Annotated in this window: 22 protein-coding genes; 11 read left to right on the forward strand and 11 right to left on the reverse strand. The window is 62.8% G+C overall.

Annotated features, from left to right (window positions below; translation table 11 throughout):
* Positions 1-207: 207 nt before the first annotated feature.
* Together REH59_RS04715 and REH59_RS04720 are read right to left on the reverse strand one after the other, a co-directional pair.
* Positions 208-804: a superoxide dismutase gene (locus REH59_RS04715; protein ID WP_003255187.1), complete on the reverse strand. Its 597-nt coding sequence runs from the start codon at positions 802-804 to the stop codon at positions 208-210.
* A gap of 271 nt (positions 805-1,075) precedes the next feature.
* Positions 1,076-1,675: a LysE/ArgO family amino acid transporter gene (locus tag REH59_RS04720; RefSeq protein WP_003255185.1), complete on the reverse strand. Its 600-nt coding sequence runs from the start codon at positions 1,673-1,675 to the stop codon at positions 1,076-1,078.
* 101 nt (positions 1,676-1,776) lie between these two features.
* Here REH59_RS04720 and REH59_RS04725 point away from each other — a divergent pair, with 101 nt between their 5' ends.
* From REH59_RS04725 to REH59_RS04735, 3 genes are all read left to right on the forward strand, one after another.
* Positions 1,777-2,667, forward strand: coding sequence for a LysR family transcriptional regulator ArgP (locus REH59_RS04725; protein ID WP_014860099.1), 891 nt, complete (start codon positions 1,777-1,779; stop codon positions 2,665-2,667).
* A 49-nt stretch (positions 2,668-2,716) separates the two neighbouring features.
* Entirely contained in the window at positions 2,717-3,709 is a 993-nt protein-coding gene (locus tag REH59_RS04730) for an NAD-dependent epimerase/dehydratase family protein (protein ID WP_003255182.1), read from the forward strand.
* Between the two features lie 73 nt (positions 3,710-3,782).
* A complete protein-coding gene (locus tag REH59_RS04735) occupies positions 3,783-4,652 on the forward strand; it encodes an ATPase (RefSeq protein WP_320450403.1) in 870 nt (289 codons plus the stop codon).
* Between the two features lie 90 nt (positions 4,653-4,742).
* Here REH59_RS04735 and REH59_RS04740 read toward each other — a convergent pair whose 3' ends face one another.
* Both REH59_RS04740 and REH59_RS04745 read right to left on the reverse strand, forming a co-directional pair.
* Positions 4,743-5,792, reverse strand: a complete 1,050-nt coding sequence (locus REH59_RS04740; protein WP_047604985.1) for an alkene reductase — start codon at positions 5,790-5,792, stop codon at positions 4,743-4,745.
* Positions 5,793-5,809: 17 nt separating this feature from the next.
* Positions 5,810-6,112 (reverse strand): ArsR/SmtB family transcription factor, encoded by a 303-nt coding sequence (locus tag REH59_RS04745; RefSeq protein ID WP_003255178.1) that lies wholly within the window; start codon positions 6,110-6,112, stop codon positions 5,810-5,812.
* Positions 6,113-6,262: 150 nt separating this feature from the next.
* Here REH59_RS04745 and REH59_RS04750 point away from each other — a divergent pair, with 150 nt between their 5' ends.
* Positions 6,263-6,847: an ACP phosphodiesterase gene (locus REH59_RS04750; RefSeq protein ID WP_004574459.1), complete on the forward strand. Its 585-nt coding sequence runs from the start codon at positions 6,263-6,265 to the stop codon at positions 6,845-6,847.
* 94 nt (positions 6,848-6,941) lie between these two features.
* Here the strand turns inward: REH59_RS04750 and REH59_RS04755 are convergent, their stop codons facing one another.
* Complete coding sequence (locus tag REH59_RS04755; RefSeq protein ID WP_014861645.1) at positions 6,942-7,730, reverse strand: lysophospholipid acyltransferase family protein; 789 nt, start codon at positions 7,728-7,730, stop codon at positions 6,942-6,944.
* Positions 7,730-8,485 (reverse strand): L-ornithine N(alpha)-acyltransferase, encoded by a 756-nt coding sequence (gene olsB, locus REH59_RS04760; RefSeq protein ID WP_003255175.1) that lies wholly within the window; start codon positions 8,483-8,485, stop codon positions 7,730-7,732. Before olsB ends, REH59_RS04755 begins: the two co-directional genes overlap by 1 nt.
* Before the next feature lie 160 nt (positions 8,486-8,645).
* Here olsB and REH59_RS04765 point away from each other — a divergent pair, with 160 nt between their 5' ends.
* The 3 genes from REH59_RS04765 (at position 8,646) to REH59_RS04775 (ending at position 12,086) form a co-directional block, all read left to right on the forward strand.
* Positions 8,646-9,533 (forward strand): hypothetical protein, encoded by an 888-nt coding sequence (locus REH59_RS04765; protein WP_014861646.1) that lies wholly within the window; start codon positions 8,646-8,648, stop codon positions 9,531-9,533.
* Positions 9,534-9,726: 193 nt separating this feature from the next.
* A complete protein-coding gene (locus REH59_RS04770) occupies positions 9,727-10,668 on the forward strand; it encodes an AEC family transporter (protein WP_003255173.1) in 942 nt (313 codons plus the stop codon).
* 56 nt (positions 10,669-10,724) lie between these two features.
* On the forward strand, positions 10,725-12,086 hold the full coding sequence (locus tag REH59_RS04775; protein ID WP_003255172.1) for an amino acid permease: 1,362 nt from the start codon (positions 10,725-10,727) through the stop codon (positions 12,084-12,086).
* 143 nt (positions 12,087-12,229) lie between these two features.
* Here the strand turns inward: REH59_RS04775 and REH59_RS04780 are convergent, their stop codons facing one another.
* The 5 genes from REH59_RS04780 to gatC form a co-directional block, all read right to left on the reverse strand.
* Positions 12,230-13,273, reverse strand: a complete 1,044-nt coding sequence (locus REH59_RS04780) for a calcium/sodium antiporter (protein WP_014861647.1) — start codon at positions 13,271-13,273, stop codon at positions 12,230-12,232.
* A 60-nt stretch (positions 13,274-13,333) separates the two neighbouring features.
* Positions 13,334-13,708, reverse strand: coding sequence for a septal ring lytic transglycosylase RlpA family protein (locus REH59_RS04785; protein ID WP_003255170.1), 375 nt, complete (start codon positions 13,706-13,708; stop codon positions 13,334-13,336).
* Positions 13,709-13,836: 128 nt separating this feature from the next.
* Positions 13,837-15,282, reverse strand: a complete 1,446-nt coding sequence (gene gatB / locus REH59_RS04790; protein ID WP_003255169.1) for an Asp-tRNA(Asn)/Glu-tRNA(Gln) amidotransferase subunit GatB — start codon at positions 15,280-15,282, stop codon at positions 13,837-13,839.
* Between the two features lie 11 nt (positions 15,283-15,293).
* Positions 15,294-16,745, reverse strand: a complete 1,452-nt coding sequence (gatA, locus tag REH59_RS04795; protein ID WP_265536603.1) for an Asp-tRNA(Asn)/Glu-tRNA(Gln) amidotransferase subunit GatA — start codon at positions 16,743-16,745, stop codon at positions 15,294-15,296.
* Positions 16,746-16,760: 15 nt separating this feature from the next.
* Entirely contained in the window at positions 16,761-17,048 is a 288-nt protein-coding gene (gene gatC, locus REH59_RS04800; protein ID WP_003255165.1) for an Asp-tRNA(Asn)/Glu-tRNA(Gln) amidotransferase subunit GatC, read from the reverse strand.
* A 205-nt stretch (positions 17,049-17,253) separates the two neighbouring features.
* Here gatC and mreB point away from each other — a divergent pair, with 205 nt between their 5' ends.
* The 4 genes from mreB to REH59_RS04820 all read left to right on the forward strand — a co-directional run bounded on the left by mreB (position 17,254) and on the right by REH59_RS04820 (position 20,650).
* Positions 17,254-18,291 carry a rod shape-determining protein MreB gene (gene mreB, locus REH59_RS04805; protein ID WP_003255163.1) on the forward strand — a complete coding sequence of 346 codons (1,038 nt, stop codon included), beginning with the start codon at positions 17,254-17,256 and terminating at the stop codon, positions 18,289-18,291.
* Positions 18,292-18,516: 225 nt separating this feature from the next.
* Positions 18,517-19,518: a rod shape-determining protein MreC gene (gene mreC, locus REH59_RS04810; protein WP_320450404.1), complete on the forward strand. Its 1,002-nt coding sequence runs from the start codon at positions 18,517-18,519 to the stop codon at positions 19,516-19,518.
* Positions 19,518-20,006, forward strand: coding sequence for a rod shape-determining protein MreD (gene mreD, locus REH59_RS04815; protein WP_003255161.1), 489 nt, complete (start codon positions 19,518-19,520; stop codon positions 20,004-20,006). The genes mreC and mreD overlap by 1 nt, the downstream gene beginning before the upstream one ends.
* Positions 20,007-20,038: 32 nt before the next feature.
* The gene (locus REH59_RS04820; RefSeq protein WP_003255159.1) at positions 20,039-20,650 is read left to right on the forward strand and encodes a Maf family protein; all 612 of its coding nucleotides are present in this window, start codon (positions 20,039-20,041) and stop codon (positions 20,648-20,650) included.
* The last annotated feature ends 22 nt before the right edge of the window (positions 20,651-20,672 follow it).

Genomic DNA, 20,672 nt, shown 5'->3' on the forward strand with positions numbered 1-20,672 from the left:
AACGATGACGATACACTACCGGCCGATCATGAGCAGTGTATCGGTTGCCTGACCCCGCAACTTGAATGCGCTGTATCAATCTTCCAGAGGTTTGATGTTAGCGCGCTATGCGGGCTGAGCAAGCAAAACCGTGCCAGCCTGTTTGCGGCAACACAGGCACAAAAAAACCCGGCACATGGCCGGGTTTCTCGTTCAAGGCCGAATGACTCAGGCCTTGAAGGTCTTGCCTTCGAACTGCTCGGCAACGAAGGCCCAGTTGACCAGGTTCCAGAACGCCTCGACGTACTTCGGACGCAGGTTGCGGTAGTCGATGTAGTAGGCGTGTTCCCAGACGTCGCAGGTCAGCAGCGGGGTGTCGCCGCTGGTCAGTGGGCAGCCGGCGCCGATGGTGCTGGCCAGGGCCAGGGAACCGTCAGCTTTCTTCACCAGCCAGCCCCAGCCGGAACCGAAGGTGCCAACCGAAGTCTTGGTGAACTCTTCCTTGAACTTGTCGAAGGAACCGAAAGCGGCGTTGATGGCGTCAGCCAGTGCACCGGTAGGCTGGCCGCCGCCGTTTGGCGACAGGCAGTTCCAGTAGAAGGTGTGGTTCCAGACTTGAGCGGCGTTGTTGAAGATGCCGCCCGAAGAGCTCTTGACGATCTCTTCCAGGGTCTTGCCTTCGAATTCGGTGCCTGGGACCAGGTTGTTCAGGTTCACGACATAGGTGTTGTGGTGCTTGTCGTGGTGATACTCCAGGGTTTCCTTGGAGATGTGCGGCTGCAGGGCATCATGGGCGTACGGCAGCGGCGGCAATTCAAAAGCCATGGTGGATCTCCTGATTCAGGTCTGTTTGCGGTTTGCGCAAGGCCGATCACGGGCGGCCCGATAAGCGTCGGCGAGTCTGTACTCTTTGCGACGCAAGGGCTGGATCATAGCACCGGGCCCGGCGCATAACCACGCAACAAACATAGGGAATAGAGGTTCCGGAGGGGTTGGGCTGTACCGACCAGTGGCTCGCCGTTGCGTTGGTGTTGCCAGTGAGGGCGAGCGTCGCTCGATCTGGCAGGCGATGAATATGCCGCACCAAGCCCCGAGGTCAGTTGAAGATCAATTGTGCCGCCACCGCGAACATCATCACCGCCACCATCAGGTCGAGCATGCGCCAGGTCGCAGGCCGCGCCAGCCACGGTGCCAGCCACGCCGCGCCAATGGCCAGGGTCGAGAACCACAGCAGCGAAGCGCTGGCCGCACCGGCCACGTAGGCGCCAGGGGCGGACTGTTGGGCGCCCAGCGAGCCGATCAGCAACACCGTATCGAGGTACACGTGCGGGTTCAGCAGGGTCACCGCCAGGGCGCTGAGCAGTACGGCGCGACGTGAGCGAACGCCCTGGCCTTGCTGGTGCTGCAGGCTCTGCTTGGAGCAGGCACTGCGCAGCGCCTTGGCGCCGTACCAGATCAGGAACACTGCGCCGCCCCAGCGGGCGATTGCCAGCAAGGTCGGGTTGTGTGCCAGCACGGTGGCCAGGCCGAATACCCCGGCGGCCACGAGGATGGCGTCACAGACGATGCACAGCGCTGCCACCGGCAGGTGATGCTCACGGCGCAGGCTCTGGGCGAGGACGAAGGCGTTCTGGGCGCCGATGGCCATGATCAGGCCGAAGGCCACCAGCATGCCATTGAGATAGCTTTGCCACATGGCAGGGCTCTCCAAAAAGGGTCACGGAAGATGCTGGCCATTGTGATGTTCGGCGCTGTATAAGAAAAACAAATAAAGCTGATCACCCATTAGGAAAATCGATGTTCGACTACAAACTGCTGGCTGCCCTCGCGGCAGTGATCGAACAAGGCGGTTTCGAGCGTGCGGCGCAGGTGCTGGGCTTGTCGCAATCGGCCATTTCCCAGCGCATCAAGTTGCTTGAGGCGCGGGTCGGCCAGCCGGTGCTGGTACGTGCCTCGCCGCCCGGCACGACCGAAGTCGGTCGGCAGCTACTCAACCATGTGCAGCAGGTGCGCCTGCTTGAACGCGACCTGCAGCGCCAGGTACCGGCGCTGGATGAAGAGGGCATGCCGGAGCGCCTGCGTATCGCCCTCAACGCCGATAGCCTGGCCACCTGGTGGGCCGGCGCGGTGGGCAACTTCTGCGCACAACAGAACGTGCTGACCGACCTGGTGGTTGAGGACCAGGAAGTGGGCCTGAAACGCATGCGTGCCGGCGAAGTGGCGGCCTGCCTGTGTGGGAGCGAGCGGCCGGTAGCCGGCGCACGCAGTTTGCTACTGGGGGCCATGCGCTACCGGGCATTGGCCAGTCCCGTGTTCATGGCGCGGCACTTCCCCCAAGGTTTTGTCGCCAGCCGCCTGGCCCGTACGCCAGCGATCGTGTACGGCCCGGACGATTTCCTGCAGCATCGCTACCTGGCATCGCTGGGCATAGAGGGTGGTTTCCTGCACCATCTGTGCCCTTCATCCGAAGGCTTCCTGCGCATGACCGAGGCCGGGTTGGGATGGGGCCTGGTGCCCGAACTGCAGGCCCGGGAGCAACTGGCCAGTGGGCAATTGGTGGAAATCTGCCGCGATACCCCTATCGATGTGCCGCTGTACTGGCATCATTGGCGCAATGGCGGGCAATTGCTCGCGCAACTGACCGACCACCTGCGGCACACCGCACAGCATTGGCTGGTGCCCTTGTAGCCGTGGCTGGCGTCAGTTGCATCTGAAATCTGGCAAGACGGAGTGTTACATGCGAATTCTGGTCACCGGCGCGAGTGGCTTCATTGGCGGGCGTTTTGCGCGTTTCGCCCTGGAGCAAGGCCTGGACGTGCGCGTCAGCGGCCGCCGTGCCGAAGGGGTCGAGCATCTGGTCAAGCGTGGCGCACAGTTCATCCCGGGTGATCTGGGTGACGCCGAGCTGGCCCGGCGTTTGTGCCAGGGTGTCGAAGCCGTGGTGCATTGCGCTGGCGCGGTCGGTAACTGGGGGCGCTATCAGGATTTCTACCAAGGCAACGTGGTGGTGACCGAGAACGTGGTCGAGGGCTGCCTGAAAGAGCACGTACGGCGCCTGGTGCATCTGTCTTCGCCGTCGATTTACTTCAATGGCCGTTCGCGTCTGGACGTCCGTGAAGACCAGGTACCGCGTCGCTTCCACGATCACTATGGGCAAACCAAGTACCTGGCCGAGCAGAAAGTGTTCGGTGCCCAGGAGTTCGGCCTGGAAGTGCTGGCGCTGCGTCCGCGCTTCGTTACCGGTGCGGGCGATGCCAGTATCTTCCCGCGGCTGATGCAGATGCAGCGCAAAGGGCGTGTGGCGATCATCGGCAACGGCCTGAACAAGGTCGATTTCACCAGTGTGCACAACCTCAACGAGGCGCTGCTAAGTGCATTGTTCGCTGATGACCGGGCGCTGGGCCAGGCCTACAACATAAGCAACGGCCAGCCACTGCCGCTGTGGGACGTGGTCAACTACGTGATGCGCCAGATGCAGCTTCCCCAGGTGACCCGCTACCGTTCCTATGGTCTTGCCTATAGCCTGGCCGCGCTCAACGAGGCGGCCTGCATGTTATGGCCAGGGCGCCCGCAACCGACCTTGTCGCGCCTGGGGATGCAGGTGATGAGCCGTGATTTCACCCTGGATATCAGCCGTGCCCGGCAGTACCTGGACTACCAACCCAAGGTCAGCCTGTGGACGGCGCTGGATGAATTCTGCGGCTGGTGGAAGCATTTGCCGCCCGGCTGACAATGGTCATCAATGCGCCGCGCTGGCGGTTTATACTCGTGCCTCTTTGTGACTACCGCGGTTGAATGTATCCATGCGTAACCATGCTCACGATGACTTTGATGACGTGCCTGCCTTGCGGGCGGGCACCGTTGATGATGACGAACTGATGCCGGCGCATGTGATGCGCAGCCGCCAGAAAGCCGCCCGCGGGGCTAGTACGGCGCCGTTGTGGGCATTGATCGGTGCCTCCTTCATCGCCTTGGCGGGGCTGGGCTGGTGGAGCTTCCAGCAGATCTCGCTGATGGAGCAGCAACTGGTGGCGACCCAGGAAAGCTTTGCCCGCATCAGTGAAGAGGCGGCTGGCCGCCTTCAGGCGATCAGTGGCAAGGTGGCGGCCAGTGAGTCTGGCGCCACTACCAGCAGTGAGGCATTGAAGCTACAACTGCGCCAGTTGCAGCAGGGTGTTGCCGGGCAGACCGGCGACCTGGGCAAGCGTCTGGAGCAGGTGCTGGCCGATACCCGAGAACAGCAGAAGGCTGTGACCGAGTTGCAAGGCCAGTTGCAGGCGCAACTGAAGCTGGTGAATGGCGAGTTGGCGGCGCTGCGTTCGGGCCAGGTCGATGGTGGCAAGCTGGATGCCCAGTTCAAGAGCCTGAGCGAGCAGGTTGCCGCGCTGAAAGCCTCACAGGTGGATGGCGGCCAGCTGGACGGCCAGCTCAAGAGTTTGGGTAGCGAGGTGGCGGCCTTGAAGAAACAGGGCAACCCGAGCGCTGAGATTCAGAGCCTGCAGCAGGACATGCTGGTGTTGAAGAGCCAGGTCGACAACCGCCCGGCCGCGGCGTCATCCAGTGGTGCTTCGGTGCAGGAGTTCGATGCCTTCCGTGCGCAGATGACGCGTAACCTGAATACGCTGCAGAGCCAGATTCAGAACCTGCAGCAACAGATCAACGCTCGGCCGTGACGCCGCAGGGGAGGGCGTTGCCCTCCTATCGCGACACAAGGCCCACTATGTACGGTGAACGCCGATTGAGCTGCGCCCCGGCAATCTTGATTACAACCGCGGGTAATCGATGTACCCCACCGGCCCCTTGCCATAGAAGGTTTCGGGATGTGCCTCGTTCAACGGCGCATCCGCTGCCAGCCGTGCCGGCAGGTCGGGGTTGGCGATGAATGGCACACCAAACGCCACGGCATCCGCTTTGCCACTGGCCAGGGCCGCATTGGCACTGGCCTTGTCGAACCGCTCGTTGACGATGTACGGGCCACCGAATGCCTCTTTGATCAGCGGCCCGATGCTGTCGTCGGCCTCCCGCTCCCGCGAGCAGATGAAGGCGATGCCGCGCTTGCCCAGCGCTCGGGCCACATAGGTGAAGGTCTCGGCGCGGTCGGCGTCGCCCATGTCATGGGCGTCGGCTCGCGGTGCCAGGTGCACACCTACGCGCTGCGCGCCCCACACTTCAATGGCCGCATCGGTCACCTCCAGCAGCAGGCGCGCGCGGTTTTCCAGCGAGCCACCGTAACGGTCGGTGCGCTGGTTGGTGCTACTTTGCAGGAATTGGTCGAGCAGGTAACCGTTGGCGCCATGGATCTCCACACCATCGAAACCGGCAGCCTTGGCATTTTCGGCACCACTGCGGTAGGCCTCGACGATGTCGTTGATTTCTTCGGTTTCCAGCGCCCGCGGGGTAGGGTAGTCACTCAGCGGGCGCACCAGGCTCACATGGCCCTTGGGCTGGATCGCGCTGGGGGCCACAGGCAGTTCGCCATTCAGATAGCTGGGGTGGGAGATACGACCCACGTGCCACAGCTGCAGGAAGATGCGACCGCCCGCGGCATGTACGGCCTTTGTCACATTGTTCCAGCCACGTACCTGTTCATCGTTCCAGATGCCGGGGGTATCTGGGTAGCCGACGCCCATCGGGCTGACCGAAGTGGCCTCGCTGAGGATCAGCCCGGCGCTGGCACGTTGTACGTAGTATTCGGCCATCAGCGCATTGGGCACACGGCCCTCATCGGCACGGCAGCGGGTGAGCGGGGCCATGATGATACGGTTGGGCAGTTGCAGGTCGCCCAGTTTGATCGGATCGAAAAGCGTGGTCATTGTGGTTACCTGCCTTGTCAAAGTGCTTGGCGCAGTTGTTCGAGGAACGCCTGGATGGTGGCTTCGTCGCGTTTGAAGAAGTGCCATTGGCCAATCTTCTGGCTGCTGATCAGCCCGGCGCGCTGCAACGTGGCCAGGTGGGCAGAGACGGTCGACTGCGACAGGCCGCAGCGTTGGTCGATTTGCCCCGCACACACACCGTTTTCGGTGCTGTGGTACTGGTCCGGAAACTGGGTTGCCGGGTCTTTCAGCCAGCTGAGAATTTCTCGCCTGACCGGGTGGGCCAGTGCTTTTATGATTTCGTCGAGATCGAGTGGCATGGTTTGAGGCTCGTTGTAGCGGTATATCGCGATAGGCCGAAATATAATTCGCTGAATTCCGATATACAAATACGAAGGCGTTCTGAGCTGAGCACGAATCGATATATCGCGTTATAACGATATGCTGGGTGGCGATGCTAGACTGCGCTCATGAACTACCTCGCACACTTGCACCTGGGCGGCCCGGCGCCGCAACAACTGCTTGGCAGCCTGTATGGCGACTTTGTCAAAGGCTCCTTGGAAGGGCGCTTTCCGCCTGCGCTGGAGGCGGCCATCCGGCTGCACCGGCATATCGACAGTTACACTGACCAGCATCCGTTGGTGCTGGCGGCTCTGGCACGTTTTCCGCGCGAGCGGCGGCGCTTTGCCGGCATCGTCCTGGATGTGTTTTTCGACCATTGCCTGGCACGGCACTGGGGCAACTACGCCGATCAGCCGCTGGAGCAGTTCACTGGCGCGTTTTATCGGGTATTGCTGGCAGAGCCCGAGCTGCCTGGGCGGCTGGCGCGGATTGCGCCGTTCATGGCAGCGGATGACTGGCTAGGGGCGTATGGCGATTTCGACACGCTGGAGCAGGTGTTCAACGGCATTGCCCGGCGCTTGTCACGGCCTGAGGGGATGGCCGGGGTGATGGTGGAACTGGAGCGACTGTATGAGCCGCTGCTGGCGGATTTTCGCGAGTTCTACCCGCAGCTGCAGGCGTTTGCGGCGGTAGGGCGGATGTCTGACAGTTAGAGGTGTGTGGGTGATACTGGCCCCTTCGCGGGTAATGCGCTCGGTGTAGGAGCGGGTTCACCCGCGAAAGGGCCAGAACAGGCAGTACACGCATTCAGGCAGCCCGCGCCTGTCGACGTGGCGCCATCTCCACGTCTTCAACCCCAAACAGCGCCAGGTGAATCGCCTGTTGCGCCTGCAATGCCAGCACCGCACGTTCCTTGCCCACGCTACCTATTGGCTGCAGGAGGTGGATGCACACCTCGCCCCGCGGCAGGGCGAACAGGCGCATCAGGTGCGACACCAGGTCGTCCTCACCAATGAACGGCGCTACCGTGTCGATCTGGCCATCACGCAGGTACTGGATAGCGACTGGCTGCACTGCCACGCCACGGTCGATGGCACCTGCCAGCAGGCGGCCATGAAAGGTGCGCAACGTGCGGCCGCTGGTAGTGGTGCCTTCGGGGAATATCAGCAGCGGGCGGGCCAGCCCCAGTTGCCCGGCGATCTGTTCGCGCAGGCGCTGACTGTCGCCACCACCACGGCGAATGAACAGCGTGCCGGCCTTTTCCGCCAGCCAGCCGGCCACCGGCCAGTGGCGCACTTCGGCCTTGGACAGGAAAGACAGCGGCGTGAGCATGCCAAGCAGGGGGATGTCGGTCCAGGAAACATGGTTGCTGACCCATAGCATCGGTCGCTGTGGAAGTTCGCCAACGACCTTCACGTCGAAGGGCAGGGCGGCGACCAGGCGCTTCATGAACAGGCAGGTCCAGCGCTGGCGCCGTTCGATCGGCGCCTTGAAGCCCAAGCGTTCGCCCAAGGCGATAATGCTGGCCATCAGCATGCCTTGCGCCAGCACCAGCAGCAGTCGGATGAGGCGGGCCAGTACCCGCAACTTCGGCATCAGACCGCCGCCTTGAAGTGGCGGGCGTAGCGTGGGCACAGCTCGTCGCGTTTGAGCAGGATGAACACGTCTGCCACCTGGAAATCCTCGTCCCAGCATGGCTCGCCGCAAATCTTCGCGCCCAGGCGCATATAGGCCTTGAGCAGCGGGGGCATTTCGGCAATGACGTTATTGGGCAGGGCCAGTTTCGGCAGCGGGTTCTTCGGCTCGGCACGCAAGTGTTCGGTGCACAGGTAACGTTCACGCAGTCGCTGCATCACTGCATGGGCCTGCACGCCGCCGTCCTGCATGGGGATACTGGCGCAGCCCATCAGATAGCTGTAGCGGCCCTCGTTGAGCACCTCGGCCAGTTCGCCCCAGAGCACGGCGATGGTACCGCCGTTGCGGTAGTCGGGGGCGACGCAGGTACGGCCCAGTTCGAGGATTGGGCCTTGCAACTGCAACAGGCCGTGCAGGCTGAATTCTTCTTCGCTGTAGAAACGGCCCAGGCTACTGGCGGCCTGGTGATCGAGCAGGCGGGTGGTGGCAACCAGTTCGCCGGTGCTCAGGTCGCGTACACCAATGTGGCGGCAGTGCACGTCGTAGTCGTCCATGTCCAGGCCCTGCTCGGCACCTTTGAGCTTGGCCTTGAATTCTGCGCTGAATACGGTGTAGCGCAGAGCCTGGGCTTCCTGCAGCGCCGCGGCGCCAACCAGGCGTTCGGCTTGCAGACGGCGTTCGGTGCTGTAGTCGCCAGCGGTAGCGATCCGAGTCATTACGAGTCTCCATAAGCCAGCCAAGAAAGGTTGCGGCCGGTCGGCTTTGTTGTGCAAAGTCAGCCTAGGTAGACCCAGTGTCACCCCTGTGAATGTTTGGTGATGCTTGCGTGACACACCCTGAGCCTTAACTGAAAGCCCTCCAGCAAGGAGCTGTTCCATGGCCTGGTTGCAACGACTCAACGATCCGCTTCGCCTCGCGCCGACCGGCACCCTGGGCGAAACCTACGCCGCGCTGCTTGAGCGCCTCGGCTCGGTTGCCCCGTTCGAATTGGCGGTACTGGGTGGACGTGCAATGGCCACCCCGGGCCTGGCCTTCCTGGTGGGTTACCAGGCTGCCCTTCGCGTGCTGTGGCCCAGTGCGCCGCACAGCCTTGGCGCCTTGTGTGCCACCGAGCGGCGCAGCGTGCGGCCGGCAGACATGCACACACGGCTGGACGCTCTGCGGCTGTCGGGCTGCAAAGACTTCGTTACCGCAGGCCTGGAGGCGGAGTGGTTGCTGGTGGCGGCGCGTAGCGAAGCGGCTGGCGCGGCGCCGCAACTGAGCCTGGCGGTGGTTTACCCCGGGGAGCCTGGCGTGACACTGGAGCCATTGCCGACCCTGCCGCTGATGCCGGAAGTCGGGCACGGCCGACTGCTGCTGGAGCAGGCATCGTGCGAGTTGCTGGCCGGTGACGGCTGGGAGGCCTACGTGAAGCCGTTCCGTTCGCTGGAGGATTTGTATGTGCTCACGGCGCTGACTGCCTGGTTGTATGGCGTTGGGCAGGAGTGCGCCTGGCCGCAGGGGCTTCGCCTGCAGTTGCTTGGGCTGTTGGCCGGCTGCGCCGAGGGTAGCCGGCAGTGTGCCGATAGCATGGGTTGTCACTTGTTGCTGGGCGGGTTGTTTGCACAGTTCCAGGCATTGCGGGGGGAGATCGATGCGGCGTTGGCGACAGGGCCGGGGCATTGGGCGCACATCTGGCAGCGTGACCAAGGGGTGATGGCGCTGGCGGCGTCGGCACGGGAGAAGCGGCTGAACAAGGCGTGGGTTGCTGCGGGTTTGTCATGAATGGCTGACAGGTTTGTGTGAACCGATGAGCCGCGGCGTGGTACCTGTGGGGGCGGGGTTAGGTGCAAAGCGGCCGGTACTGGCAGCAGAAAACCTGAAAGACATTTCCTTTTATCGCGCTTGATCCCCGCAAATCCCAGCCGTTGACGTATCATTGGCCGCCTGACGGCAACCCCTCCAGGATCGCTTGCGCATGCTCGCCCTTCTTATCCAGACCCTGAACATCACGGCACCGGTTTTCGCCATGCTGTTCATGGGCGTCCTGCTCAAACGCATTCACTTGATCGACGATAACTTCAACCGCGTCGCCTCGCAGTTGGTATTCAACGTCTGCATGCCGGCGCTGCTCTTCCTCGGCATCTACCACGCCGACCTGGCCGCAGCGGTCAAGCCCGGTGTCATCCTGTATTTCATCGTCGCCACCCTGGCCGGTTTCGCCCTTGCCTGGGGCATGGCCATCTGGCGCAGCCCGATGGCCGACCGAGGCATCTATACCCAGGGCGCCTTCCGCGGCAACAACGGTGTGATCGGCCTGGCCCTGGCCGCCAGCCTGTACGGTGACTATGGCATTTCCCTGGGGGCGGTGCTCGCAGGCCTGGTCATCCTCATGTACAACTCGCTGTCAGCGGTGGTTCTGGCGGTGTACAGCCCGGACCTCAAGTCCGACCCGTGGAGCATCTGCAAGAGCATTTTCAGCAACCCGCTGATCATCAGCGTGCTGGTGGCTGCGCCGATGGCTTACGGCCAGGTGCCATTGCCCAACTGGCTGCTGACCTCAGGCGACTACCTGGCACAGATGACCCTGCCGCTGGCGCTGATCTGTATCGGTGGCACGCTGTCGCTGGCAGCGCTGCGTAACTGTGGCCGGCTGGCCATCGATGCCAGCCTCGTGAAAATGCTCTGGCTGCCGCTGCTCGGCACCCTTGGGGCCTGGTTGTGCGGGTTTCGCGGGGCGGAGCTGGGCATCCTGTTCCTGTACATAGGCAGCCCGACCGCTGCGGCCAGCTACGTGATGGCGCGGGCGGCCAACGGCAATCATGAACTGGCCGCGTCGATCATCGTGATTACCACGCTAATGGCGGCGATCACCACCAACATTGGTATTTTCATCTTGCAGTGGGGCGGATGGATCTAGATCCTTGACTGCAAATAACAGCAACAACACTGCCTCACTGAGCTAAAGGACACTTCATGCAAGACCAGAGCACGCCCGAGCGGTTACAGCGCGGGCTGAAGAATCGCCATATCCAGCTGATCGCGCTGGGCGGGGCCATCGGTACCGGGTTGTTCCTGGGCATTGCCCAGACCATCCAGTTGGCCGGCCCCTCCGTGTTGCTGGGCTACGCCATCGCCGGCCTGATGGCCTTCCTGATCATGCGCCAGCTGGGTGAAATGGTGGTGGAAGAGCCGGTCGCCGGCAGCTTCAGCCACTTCGCCCACCAATACTGGAGCGAGTTCGCCGGCTTTGTCTCTGGCTGGAACTACTGGGTGGTGTACGTGCTGGTCGGCATGGCCGAGCTGACGGCGGTCGGTATCTACGTGCAGTACTGGTGGCCGGACTTCCCCACCTGGGCCACGGCGGCGATCTTCTTCGTGGTGATCAACCTGATCAACCTGACCCAGGTAAAGGTCTATGGCGAGATGGAGTTCTGGTTCGCCCTGGTCAAGGTAGTAGCCATCGTCAGCATGATTGGCTTTGGTGCCTGGTTGCTGGGCAGCGGTCATGGTGGCCCGGATGCCAGCGTGGCCAACCTGTGGCAGTACGGCGGCTTCTTCCCTAACGGCGTCACGGGTCTGGTAATGGCCCTGGCGGTGATCATGTTCTCGTTCGGTGGCCTGGAGTTGGTCGGCATCACGGCTGCCGAGGCTGACAACCCGCGCGAGAGCATCCCCAAGGCCACCAACCAGGTGGTGTACCGCATCCTGATTTTCTACATCGGTGCCTTGGCAGTGCTGTTGTCGCTGTACCCGTGGCAGAAGGTGGTGCAGGGCGGCAGCCCGTTCGTGATGATCTTCCACGAACTGGACAGCGACCTGGTGGCGACCATCCTCAATATCGTGGTGCTGACGGCTGCGCTCTCGGTGTACAACAGCTGTGTGTACGCCAATAGCCGTATGCTGTTCGGCCTGGCCAGCCAGGGCGATGCGCCGCGTCAGTTGCTGAAGGTGAGCCGTAGCGGCGTGCCGCTGACCGCGCTGGCCGTGTCGGCCTTTGCGACCGGCCTGTGCGTGCTGATCAATTACCTGATGCCGGGCGGGGCCTTTGGCTTGCTGATGGCGTTGGCAGTGTCCGCGTTGGTGATCAACTGGGCGAGCATCAGCATTACCCACCTCAAATTCCGCAAGGCCAAGCTGGCCGCCGGGATCACCCCCTTCTACAAAAGCCTGGGGCACCCACTGACCAACTACCTGTGCCTGGCGTTCATCGTGCTGATCCTGGTGGTGATGTACCTGACGCCGCCGATTCGAATCTCGGTAATGCTGATCCCGGCATGGATCGCTGTGCTGTGGGTGGCCTTCAAGCTGAAGAAGGCTCGCCAGGCCAAGGGCTGATCGGGTTTGTTCGTAAGGGGCATGCCGTTAGGTTTTCGGCGCCTGTGAGATCGAGCGCCGCCCGCGCGGCGCTCGATCTCACAGGCGATGAAAGCCTAAAGGCATGCGTCTGGCGGCCCTGACGCGTGCCCCTTCCATGCCCCTCAATGCTGCCTCCGCCAGGCACGCACAGTGGTGTACAGCAACACCGCAGCGAGCACCGGCAGTACATAGAACAGCAACAATCGCTCCAGGCGGCCAGCCAGCGGCATACCCATGGTAAAAGCCGCCACATGAAGGCCGTAGGCCAGGTACAGGCAAAGAAACACCAGGCCTTCGGCGCGAGTGATGCGGTAACCGGAATAGAACACTGGCAGGCTCAGGACAGCAACGCCGAGCATTACAGGCAGATCGAAAGACAGCGCGTTAGGCGAGATCGACAGGGGTTCCGGGGTGATCAGTGCGGTCAGGCCCAGTACGGCCAGCAGGTTGAACAGGTTGCTGCCGATCACCGTGCCCACGGCGATCTCCCGTTCGCCACGCAAGGCGGCGATCAGCGCAGCGGCCAGTTCCGGCATGGAGGTGCAGATGGCGACGACCGTCAGGCCGATAATACGCTCGGACAGGCCCAGGTCGGTGGCCATCTCGATGGCAGCTTCCAGTAGCAAGTGGCCCGCCAGGCTCAGCAGGCCAAGGCCGACCAGTATCTGCAGCAGCGTACCTGACCAGAAGCGCCCGGCCCCGGACCTGGCGGCGTCCGGGGCCGGGTAGATGCGTGCGTAATGGCGCGACTGATGCCAGAGCATTGCCAGGTAACCGGCCAGCCCCAGCAATAGCAGTGCCCCTTCAACCCTGCCCAGGTGGGCATTGGCGGACAGTGCATACACCAGCCCGCTGGCGACGATCATCAGGGGAATGTCCAGGCGCACCAGCTGGCGTGACACCCGTAGCGGGATGATCAGCGCGGCCAGGCCGAGAATGACCAGCACGTTGAAGATGTTGCTGCCGATCACGCTGCCTACTGCCACATCCGGCGCGCCCTGGTAGGCGGCCTGCAGGCTTACGGTCAATTGTGGCGCGGTACTGCCGAAGGCCACCAGGCTCAGGCCTATGATCAGCGGGCGAACGTGCAGGCGTTGCGCCAGGCGCAAGGCGGAGCGCACCAATAGCTCGGCGCCACCGATCAGCAACAACAGGGCAACGCCCATTTGCAGCAGGCTAAAAGTGGGGAGGGTGGCCAGGTCGAAAATGGTCGGACTCCTGTCGCGTCAGTCGCTAAGCCCTTGTACGCGCACGCGCGCTGTTCCGCTACGGAGCATACCGATTTTTTCTGCTGCTGCGCGAGACAGGTCGATCAGGCGGCCGCGGGTGTGCGGGCCACGGTCGTTGATGCGTACCACCACACTGCGCTGGTTGGCCATGTTGGTCACCCGTACACGTGTGCCGAACGGCAGGCTGCGGTGCGCGGCGGTGAGGCCGTGCTGGTTGAACGGTTCGCCACTGGCGGTGCGTTTGCCATGGTGGCGCGAGCCGTAGTAGGAAGCGGTGCCCGTCTGGTCGTAGCCGCGCGGGTCGATGTCATGGCTGGCGCAGCCGGCCAGGAAAGAAAACAGGGCGAGGGTGCCGAGGGAACGTTTTAGCAAGTCAGGTGCTCTCCGGTGCGACCATTCGCGGGTAAACCCGCTCCTACAGGGAAAACGCTGGCTTGTGTAGGAGCGGCTTCAGCCGCGAACGAGGGCGAAGCCCTCGCAGCATTACAGGGGTAAAACCATCACCCTTCGAGCTTGGCCTTGAGCAATTGGTTCACCTGCCCCGGGTTGGCCTTGCCTTTGGAGGCTTTCATGGCCTGACCGACGAAGAAGCCGAACATCTTGCCGCGCTTGGCCTCATCGGCTGCGCGATATTGTTCGACCTGCTCGGCATTGGCTGCCAGCATTTCGTCGAGCATCTTGTCGATCGCACCCGTGTCGGTAACCTGTTTCAGGCCTTTGCTCTCGATGATGCTGTCGGCATCGCCTTCACCGGCGGCCATGGCCTCGAACACGGTCTTGGCAATCTTGCCGCTGATGGTGTTGTCACGAATGCGCAGCAGCATGCCGCCCAGTTGCGCAGCGCTGACCGGCGCCTGATCGATTTCGACACCCAGCTTGTTCAGCAGGCTACCCAGTTCGACCATGACCCAGTTGGCCGCCAGCTTGGCATCACCACCGATCTTCACCACTTCTTCGAAGTAGTCAGCCTGTTCGCGGCTGGAAGCCAACACGTTGGCGTCGTAGGCCGACAGACCGTACTGAGTCTGGAAGCGCTCGACCTTCTGTGGCGGCAGCTCCGGCAGGCCGGCGCGAATGGTTTCGAGGAAGCTGTCCTCGATGACCACCGGCAGCAGGTCGGGGTCGGGGAAGTAACGGTAGTCGTTAGCTTCCTCTTTGCTGCGCATGGAGCGGGTTTCGTCCTTGTTCGGGTCGTACAGGCGTGTTTCCTGTACGACTTTGCCACCGTCTTCGATCAGGTCGATCTGGCGCTGGATTTCGCTGTTGATCGCGCGCTCGATAAAACGGAACGAGTTGACGTTCTTGATTTCGCAGCGAGTGCCGAACTCGGTCTGGCCTTTCGGGCGGATCGATACGTTGCAGTCGCAGCGCAGCGAACCTTCGGCCATGTTGCCGTCGCAGATGCCCAGGTAGCGCACCAGCGCGTGGATTGCCTTGACGTAAGCCACGGCTTCCTTGGCGCTGCGCATGTCAGGCTCGGAGACGATTTCCAGCAGCGGGGTGCCGGCACGGTTCAGGTCGATGCCGGTGGAGCCGCTGAAGTCTTCGTGCAGGCTCTTGCCGGCGTCTTCTTCCAGGTGCGCGCGGGTTACGCCGATGCGCTTGATGGTGCCGTCTTCCAGCGCGATGTCCAGGTGGCCCTTGCCGACGATCGGCAGGTCCATCTGGCTGATCTGGTAGCCCTTGGGCAGGTCGGGGTAGAAGTAGTTCTTGCGTGCGAACACGTTGCGCTTGCCGATTTCGGCATCGATGGCCAGGCCGAACATGCACGCCATGCGCACGGCCTCCTCGTTCAGTACCGGCAGTACGCCGGGCATGCCCAGGTCAACCAGGCTGGCCTGAGTATTCGGCTCGGAGCCAAAGGTGGTAGCGCTGCCGGAGAAGATCTTCGACTGGGTGGCGAGCTGAGTGTGGATTTCCAGCCCGATCACAACTTCCCATTGCATGTGTGAATTCCTCAGAAGCCGTTGGGGGCGCGGGTATGCCAGTCGGTCACCTGTTGGTAGCGGTGCGCGACGTTGAGCAGGCGGCCTTCCTGGAAGTACGGCGCCAGCAGTTGCACGCCGACCGGCAGGCCGTCGACGAAGCCTGCTGGCATCGACAGGCCAGGCAGGCCCGCCAGGTTGGCGGTGATGGTGTAGACGTCTTCGAGATAGGCGGCAACCGGGTCGCTGCTCTTGGCGCCAAGCTTCCAGGCCGGGTTTGGCGTGGTCGGGCCGAGAATCAGGTCGACATCGTTGAAGGCGGCCATGAAGTCGTTCTTGATCAGGCGGCGGATTTGCTGCGCCTTCACGTAATAGGCGTCGTAGTAGCCGGCCGACAGGGCGTAGGTACCGACCATGATGCGGCGCTGTACTTCAACGCCGAACCCTTCGCCGCGGGAGCGCTTGTACAGGTCGGTGAGGTCTTTCGGCTCTTCACAGCGGTAGCCGAAGCGTACGCCGTCGAAACGCGACAGGTTGGAAGAGGCTTCAGCCGGAGCGATCACGTAGTAGGCCGGAATGGCATGCTGCATGTTCGGCAGGCTGATTTCCTTGATCACTGCGCCGAGCTTTTCCAGCTCTTTGACGCTGGCCTGGACCAGGTCGGCGATGCGTGGGTCTAGACCGGCACCGAAGTACTCTTTCGGCAGGCCGATGCGCAGGCCCTGCAGCGAAGCGTTCAGGCTGGCGCTGTAGTCCGGCACCGGTTCTTCGATGCTGGTGGAGTCCTTGGCGTCGAAACCGGCCATACCTTGCAGCAGCAGCGCGCAGTCCTCGGCGGTGCGGGCCAGTGGGCCGCCCTGGTCGAGGCTGGAGGCGTAGGCGATCATGCCCCAGCGCGACACACGACCGTACGTCGGCTTGAGGCCGGTGAGGTTGGTCAGTGCCGCTGGCTGGCGGATCGAGCCGCCGGTGTCGGTGCCCGTGGTGGCGGGCAGCAGGCGCGCGGCCACGGCAGCGGCCGAACCACCGGACGACCCGCCCGGAACGTGCTCGAGGTTCCACGGGTTCTTCACCGCGCCGTAATGGCTGGATTCGTTGGCCGAACCCATGGCGAACTCGTCCATGTTGGTCTTGCCCAGGGTGACCATGCCGGCTTCGGCCAGCTTGGCGACCACGGTGGCGTCATAGGGCGCCTTGAAGTTGTCGAGCATCTTCGAGCCGCAGCTGGTGCGTACGCCGTTGGTGCAGAACAGGTCTTTGTGGGCGATCGGTGCACCCAGCAGCACGCCGGTTTCGCCAGCGGCGCGACGGGCATCGGCGGCACGCGCCTGAGCCAGGGCCAGGTCGTCGGTGATGCTGATGAAGCTGTTGATCTGCGGGTCGAGCTGTTTGATGCGCGCCAGCAGGGCGCCGGTCAGCTCTTCGGAAGAAAACGATTTGTCGGCGAGTCCGCGGGCGATCTCGGCCAGGGTCAATTGATGCATGGCAGGCTCTATCCCTTACTCGATGACTTTGGGAACCAGGTACAGACCGCTTTCGGTCGACGGCGCGATGGCCTGGTAGGCATCGCGCTGGTTGCTTTCGGTGACTTGGTCAGGACGCAGGCGCTGGCTGGCCTCCAGCGGGTGGGCCAGGGGCTCGATGCCAGTGGTATCGACCGCTTGCATCTGGTCGACCAGGCCGAGAATGCTGTTCAGGGCGTCGGTAATGCGTGGCAGTTCGCCATCATTCAGGCCCAGGCGGGCCAGATGGGCGATCTTTTCCACGTCGCAGCGTTCAAGCGCCATGAGGATCTCCAAGGGAAACAAAGAACGGAATTTGGGTCCGCGGTGAGGAACATGTCAGCTTTCTGGCGGTCTAACGGCCGCGAAATTCTGCTGGCGTGCTCGGAAAAACAGCCAATTTAACATATTGGCTCCTTGCCCAAAATCCCTGCCATTGTTAGAGTTTGCCGCACTTTTTTACCCACGCTTTCCCCAGGGTCACTTTCCCATGTTCAAGAAACTGCGTGGCATGTTTTCCAGCGATCTTTCTATCGACCTGGGTACTGCCAACACCCTTATTTACGTGCGTGAGCGCGGTATCGTCCTGAATGAGCCCTCGGTTGTTGCCATCCGTACCCATGGCAACCAGAAAAGCGTTGTCGCCGTCGGTACCGAAGCCAAACGCATGCTGGGCCGTACGCCTGGCAACATTGCAGCCATTCGTCCGATGAAGGACGGCGTCATTGCCGACTTCAGCGTCTGCGAAAAAATGTTGCAATATTTTATCAACAAGGTTCACGAGAACAGCTTCCTGCAGCCGAGCCCGCGCGTGCTGATCTGCGTGCCGTGCAAGTCGACCCAGGTCGAGCGCCGCGCCATCCGCGAGTCGGCCCTCGGTGCGGGTGCCCGTGAAGTGTTCCTGATCGAAGAGCCAATGGCCGCTGCCATCGGTGCCGGCCTGCCGGTTGAAGAGGCCCGCGGTTCGATGGTCGTCGATATCGGTGGCGGTACCACTGAAATCGCCCTGATCTCGCTGAACGGCGTGGTCTATGCCGAGTCCGTCCGCGTTGGCGGTGACCGCTTCGACGAAGCCATCGTGACCTACGTGCGCCGCAACTACGGCAGCTTGATCGGCGAATCCACCGCCGAACGTATCAAGCAGGAAATCGGTACTGCCTACCCAGGTGGCGAAGTACGTGAAGTCGACGTGCGTGGTCGTAACCTGGCCGAAGGTGTACCGCGTGCCTTCACCCTGAACTCCAACGAAGTGCTCGAAGCGCTGCAGGAATCGCTGGCGACCATCGTCCAGGCGGTCAAGAGCGCCCTCGAGCAATCGCCGCCGGAGCTTGCCTCGGACATCGCCGAGCGCGGCCTGGTGCTGACCGGTGGTGGTGCGCTGCTGCGTGACCTCGACAAACTGCTGGCCCAGGAAACCGGCCTGCCGGTGATCGTCGCCGAGGACCCGCTGACCTGCGTCGCCCGTGGCGGCGGTCGCGCCCTGGAGATGATGGACAAGCACGCGATGGACCTGCTCTCCAGCGAGTGATCCCGCTCGCTGTTCACGAGCGCCCGGTTTACAGGTAGTACGTACAGTGCTACCTGTATGCGCTGGGCTGGCGCCCGTTTGGGCGCCGTATCCGTCAACCCGCAACCAGGCTGGTGCGTTGTTCCATGTCCAATGACCTCCTGAGTCGTCCACGAGGAACGGCCCATTAAACCGCTTTTCTCCAAGGGCCCTTCGCTGGGCGTTCGCCTGCTCGTTCTGGTGGTGATGTCGGTCGCGTTGATGGTTGTCGACGCGCGCTTCGACGTGCTCAAACCCGTGCGCAGCCAGATGGGCCTGGTGCTGATGGAGTCGTACTGGATCACCGATTTGCCACAGCGTGCCTGGCAAGGTGTGGCCGGCCAGTTCGGTAGCCGCACCGAGCTGATTGCCGAAAACGAGAAGCTCAAGACCGAAGCCCTGCTGCTGCAGGGGCGCCTGCAGAAGCTGGCGGCCCTGACCGAGCAGAACGTGCGGCTGCGCGAGCTGCTCAATTCTTCGGCGCTGGTCAACGAAAAGGTTGAAGTGGCCGAGCTGATCGGTGTCGACCCCAACCCGTTTACCCACCGCATTCTGATCAACAAGGGTGAGCGTGATGGTGTGTTCCTGGGCCAACCGGTGCTCGATGCCCGCGGCCTGATGGGCCAGGTCGTAGAGTTGATGCCCTACACCGCGCGGGTGCTGTTGCTGACCGATACTACCCACAGCATTCCGGTGCAGGTCAACCGCAACGGTCTGCGAGCCATCGCCAGCGGCACTGGCAACCCGGAGCGCCTGGAGTTGCGGCATGTGGCCGACACGGCCGACATCAAGGAAGGCGACCTGCTGGTCAGTTCCGGCATGGGGCAGCGCTTTCCTGCCGGCTACCCGGTGGCCACGGTCAACGAAGTGATCCACGATTCCGGCCAACCCTTTGCCATCGTCCGTGCCATCCCCACCGCCGCGCTTAACCGCAGCCGCTACATGTTGCTGGTGTTCAGTGACCGGCGTAGCCCGGAGCAGCGTGCCACCGATGCCGCCATTGCCCAGGAAGAGGCTGACCGAAAGGGGGCTGCACCCGCTGGCCAGCCGGCCGCTACCCGTGATCAGGTCGCACCCGCCGCTGGCACGCCTGCCGCGTCGGTCACACCGGCAGCACCGGCAGCACCGGCCACTCCGGTCGCGCAGCCAGCAGCCCCGTCTGCTGCACCTGCCATGCCGGCCGCACCCGCTCAACCCCGGAGGCAATGATGGCTGCATCACGCCGCAATAACGGCTGGGTCATCTGGCTTACGTTCGCCATCGGCCTGCTGCTCAGTGTTTCCCCCATGCCGCAGTTCATGGAAGTATTCCGGCCCATGTGGCTGGCCTTGCTGGTGTCGTTCTGGACCCTTGCCGTGCCGAACAAGGTCGGCATGACCACGGCATTCGTGCTGGGCCTTGCCGAGGACGTGCTGTATGGCACGCTGCTGGGGCAGAATGCGCTGGTCCTTACCCTCATCACCTTCTTGGTGCTGTCCCTGCAGCAGCGTCTGCGCATGTTCCCCATGTGGCAGCAAAGCCTGGTCATTTTGGTGATCTTTGGTATCGCCCAGTTGATCCAGCTGTGGCTCAGTGCACTGACCGGCAACCGCCTGCCCACCCTGGCGCTGGTCTGGTCGGCGGTGATCAGCGCCTTGCTCTGGCCGTGGATCAGCTTTGCCTTGCGCGACCTGCGTCGACGCTTGCACATCAACTGACGGCAACGCGCCACTGACAGGGAGATGTCTGCATGACCCCGCTATACCTGGCTTCAGGCTCGCCCCGTCGTCGTGAACTGCTGACGCAGATCGGCGTGCCGTTCATTGTCATCAGTGCCCCCATCGATGAATCTCCGCTACCCAGCGAAAGCGCCCCTGCCTACGTCGAACGCCTGGCCCGGGCAAAGGCCGCCGCCGGCCTGGCCCGTGTCGACGGCCCGGCTGTAGTGCTCGGCGCAGACACTGCCGTGGTGCTCGATGGTCGTATTCTCGGCAAACCGGAAAACCGTGAAGATGCCTTGGCCATGCTGGCTGACCTGTCAGGCCGCGAGCATCAGGTGCTGACCGCTGTCGCCCTGGACGATGGCCAGCGTGTGCACAGTTTTTGCGTGACCAGCACAGTGCGCTTTCGCGCCATCAGCACCGATGAAGCGCAACGCTATTGGGCCAGCGGTGAGCCAGCTGACAAGGCTGGCGGCTATGCCGTCCAGGGGCTGGGTGCGGTCTTCGTCACCGGTCTTTCCGGCAGCTATTCGGCGGTGGTCGGCTTGCCGCTCTGTGAAACGGCCGATTTGCTTGGCCAGTTCGGCATCGCCTGCTGGCAATCGCTCGCGCATACGCCAGAGGTAACAAACCCGCAGTAGCCAGCAGTGCATACGCCATCCA

Source organism: Pseudomonas sp. BO3-4 (assembly GCF_034044115.1).
In the GTDB taxonomy this organism is placed as follows: Bacteria; Pseudomonadota; Gammaproteobacteria; order Pseudomonadales; family Pseudomonadaceae; genus Aquipseudomonas; species Aquipseudomonas alloputida.

Excerpts from the sequence above, each read along its gene's own strand:
- REH59_RS04715 (WP_003255187.1), bottom strand. The coding sequence starts at position 804 with ATGGCTTTTGAATTGCCGCCGCTGCCGTACGCCCATGATGCCCTGCAG.
- REH59_RS04720 (WP_003255185.1), bottom strand. The coding sequence starts at position 1,675 with ATGTGGCAAAGCTATCTCAATGGCATGCTGGTGGCCTTCGGCCTGATC.
- REH59_RS04725 (WP_014860099.1), top strand. The coding sequence starts at position 1,777 with ATGTTCGACTACAAACTGCTGGCTGCCCTCGCGGCAGTGATCGAACAA.
- REH59_RS04730 (WP_003255182.1), top strand. The coding sequence starts at position 2,717 with ATGCGAATTCTGGTCACCGGCGCGAGTGGCTTCATTGGCGGGCGTTTT.
- REH59_RS04735 (WP_320450403.1), top strand. The coding sequence starts at position 3,783 with ATGCGTAACCATGCTCACGATGACTTTGATGACGTGCCTGCCTTGCGG.
- REH59_RS04740 (WP_047604985.1), bottom strand. The coding sequence starts at position 5,792 with ATGACCACGCTTTTCGATCCGATCAAACTGGGCGACCTGCAACTGCCC.
- REH59_RS04745 (WP_003255178.1), bottom strand. The coding sequence starts at position 6,112 with ATGCCACTCGATCTCGACGAAATCATAAAAGCACTGGCCCACCCGGTC.
- REH59_RS04750 (WP_004574459.1), top strand. The coding sequence starts at position 6,263 with ATGAACTACCTCGCACACTTGCACCTGGGCGGCCCGGCGCCGCAACAA.
- REH59_RS04755 (WP_014861645.1), bottom strand. The coding sequence starts at position 7,730 with ATGCCGAAGTTGCGGGTACTGGCCCGCCTCATCCGACTGCTGCTGGTG.
- olsB (WP_003255175.1), bottom strand. The coding sequence starts at position 8,485 with ATGACTCGGATCGCTACCGCTGGCGACTACAGCACCGAACGCCGTCTG.
- REH59_RS04765 (WP_014861646.1), top strand. The coding sequence starts at position 8,646 with ATGGCCTGGTTGCAACGACTCAACGATCCGCTTCGCCTCGCGCCGACC.
- REH59_RS04770 (WP_003255173.1), top strand. The coding sequence starts at position 9,727 with ATGCTCGCCCTTCTTATCCAGACCCTGAACATCACGGCACCGGTTTTC.
- REH59_RS04775 (WP_003255172.1), top strand. The coding sequence starts at position 10,725 with ATGCAAGACCAGAGCACGCCCGAGCGGTTACAGCGCGGGCTGAAGAAT.
- REH59_RS04780 (WP_014861647.1), bottom strand. The coding sequence starts at position 13,273 with ATGGGCGTTGCCCTGTTGTTGCTGATCGGTGGCGCCGAGCTATTGGTG.
- gatB (WP_003255169.1), bottom strand. The coding sequence starts at position 15,282 with ATGCAATGGGAAGTTGTGATCGGGCTGGAAATCCACACTCAGCTCGCC.
- gatA (WP_265536603.1), bottom strand. The coding sequence starts at position 16,745 with ATGCATCAATTGACCCTGGCCGAGATCGCCCGCGGACTCGCCGACAAA.
- gatC (WP_003255165.1), bottom strand. The coding sequence starts at position 17,048 with ATGGCGCTTGAACGCTGCGACGTGGAAAAGATCGCCCATCTGGCCCGC.
- mreB (WP_003255163.1), top strand. The coding sequence starts at position 17,254 with ATGTTCAAGAAACTGCGTGGCATGTTTTCCAGCGATCTTTCTATCGAC.
- mreC (WP_320450404.1), top strand. The coding sequence starts at position 18,517 with ATGTCGGTCGCGTTGATGGTTGTCGACGCGCGCTTCGACGTGCTCAAA.
- mreD (WP_003255161.1), top strand. The coding sequence starts at position 19,518 with ATGGCTGCATCACGCCGCAATAACGGCTGGGTCATCTGGCTTACGTTC.
- REH59_RS04820 (WP_003255159.1), top strand. The coding sequence starts at position 20,039 with ATGACCCCGCTATACCTGGCTTCAGGCTCGCCCCGTCGTCGTGAACTG.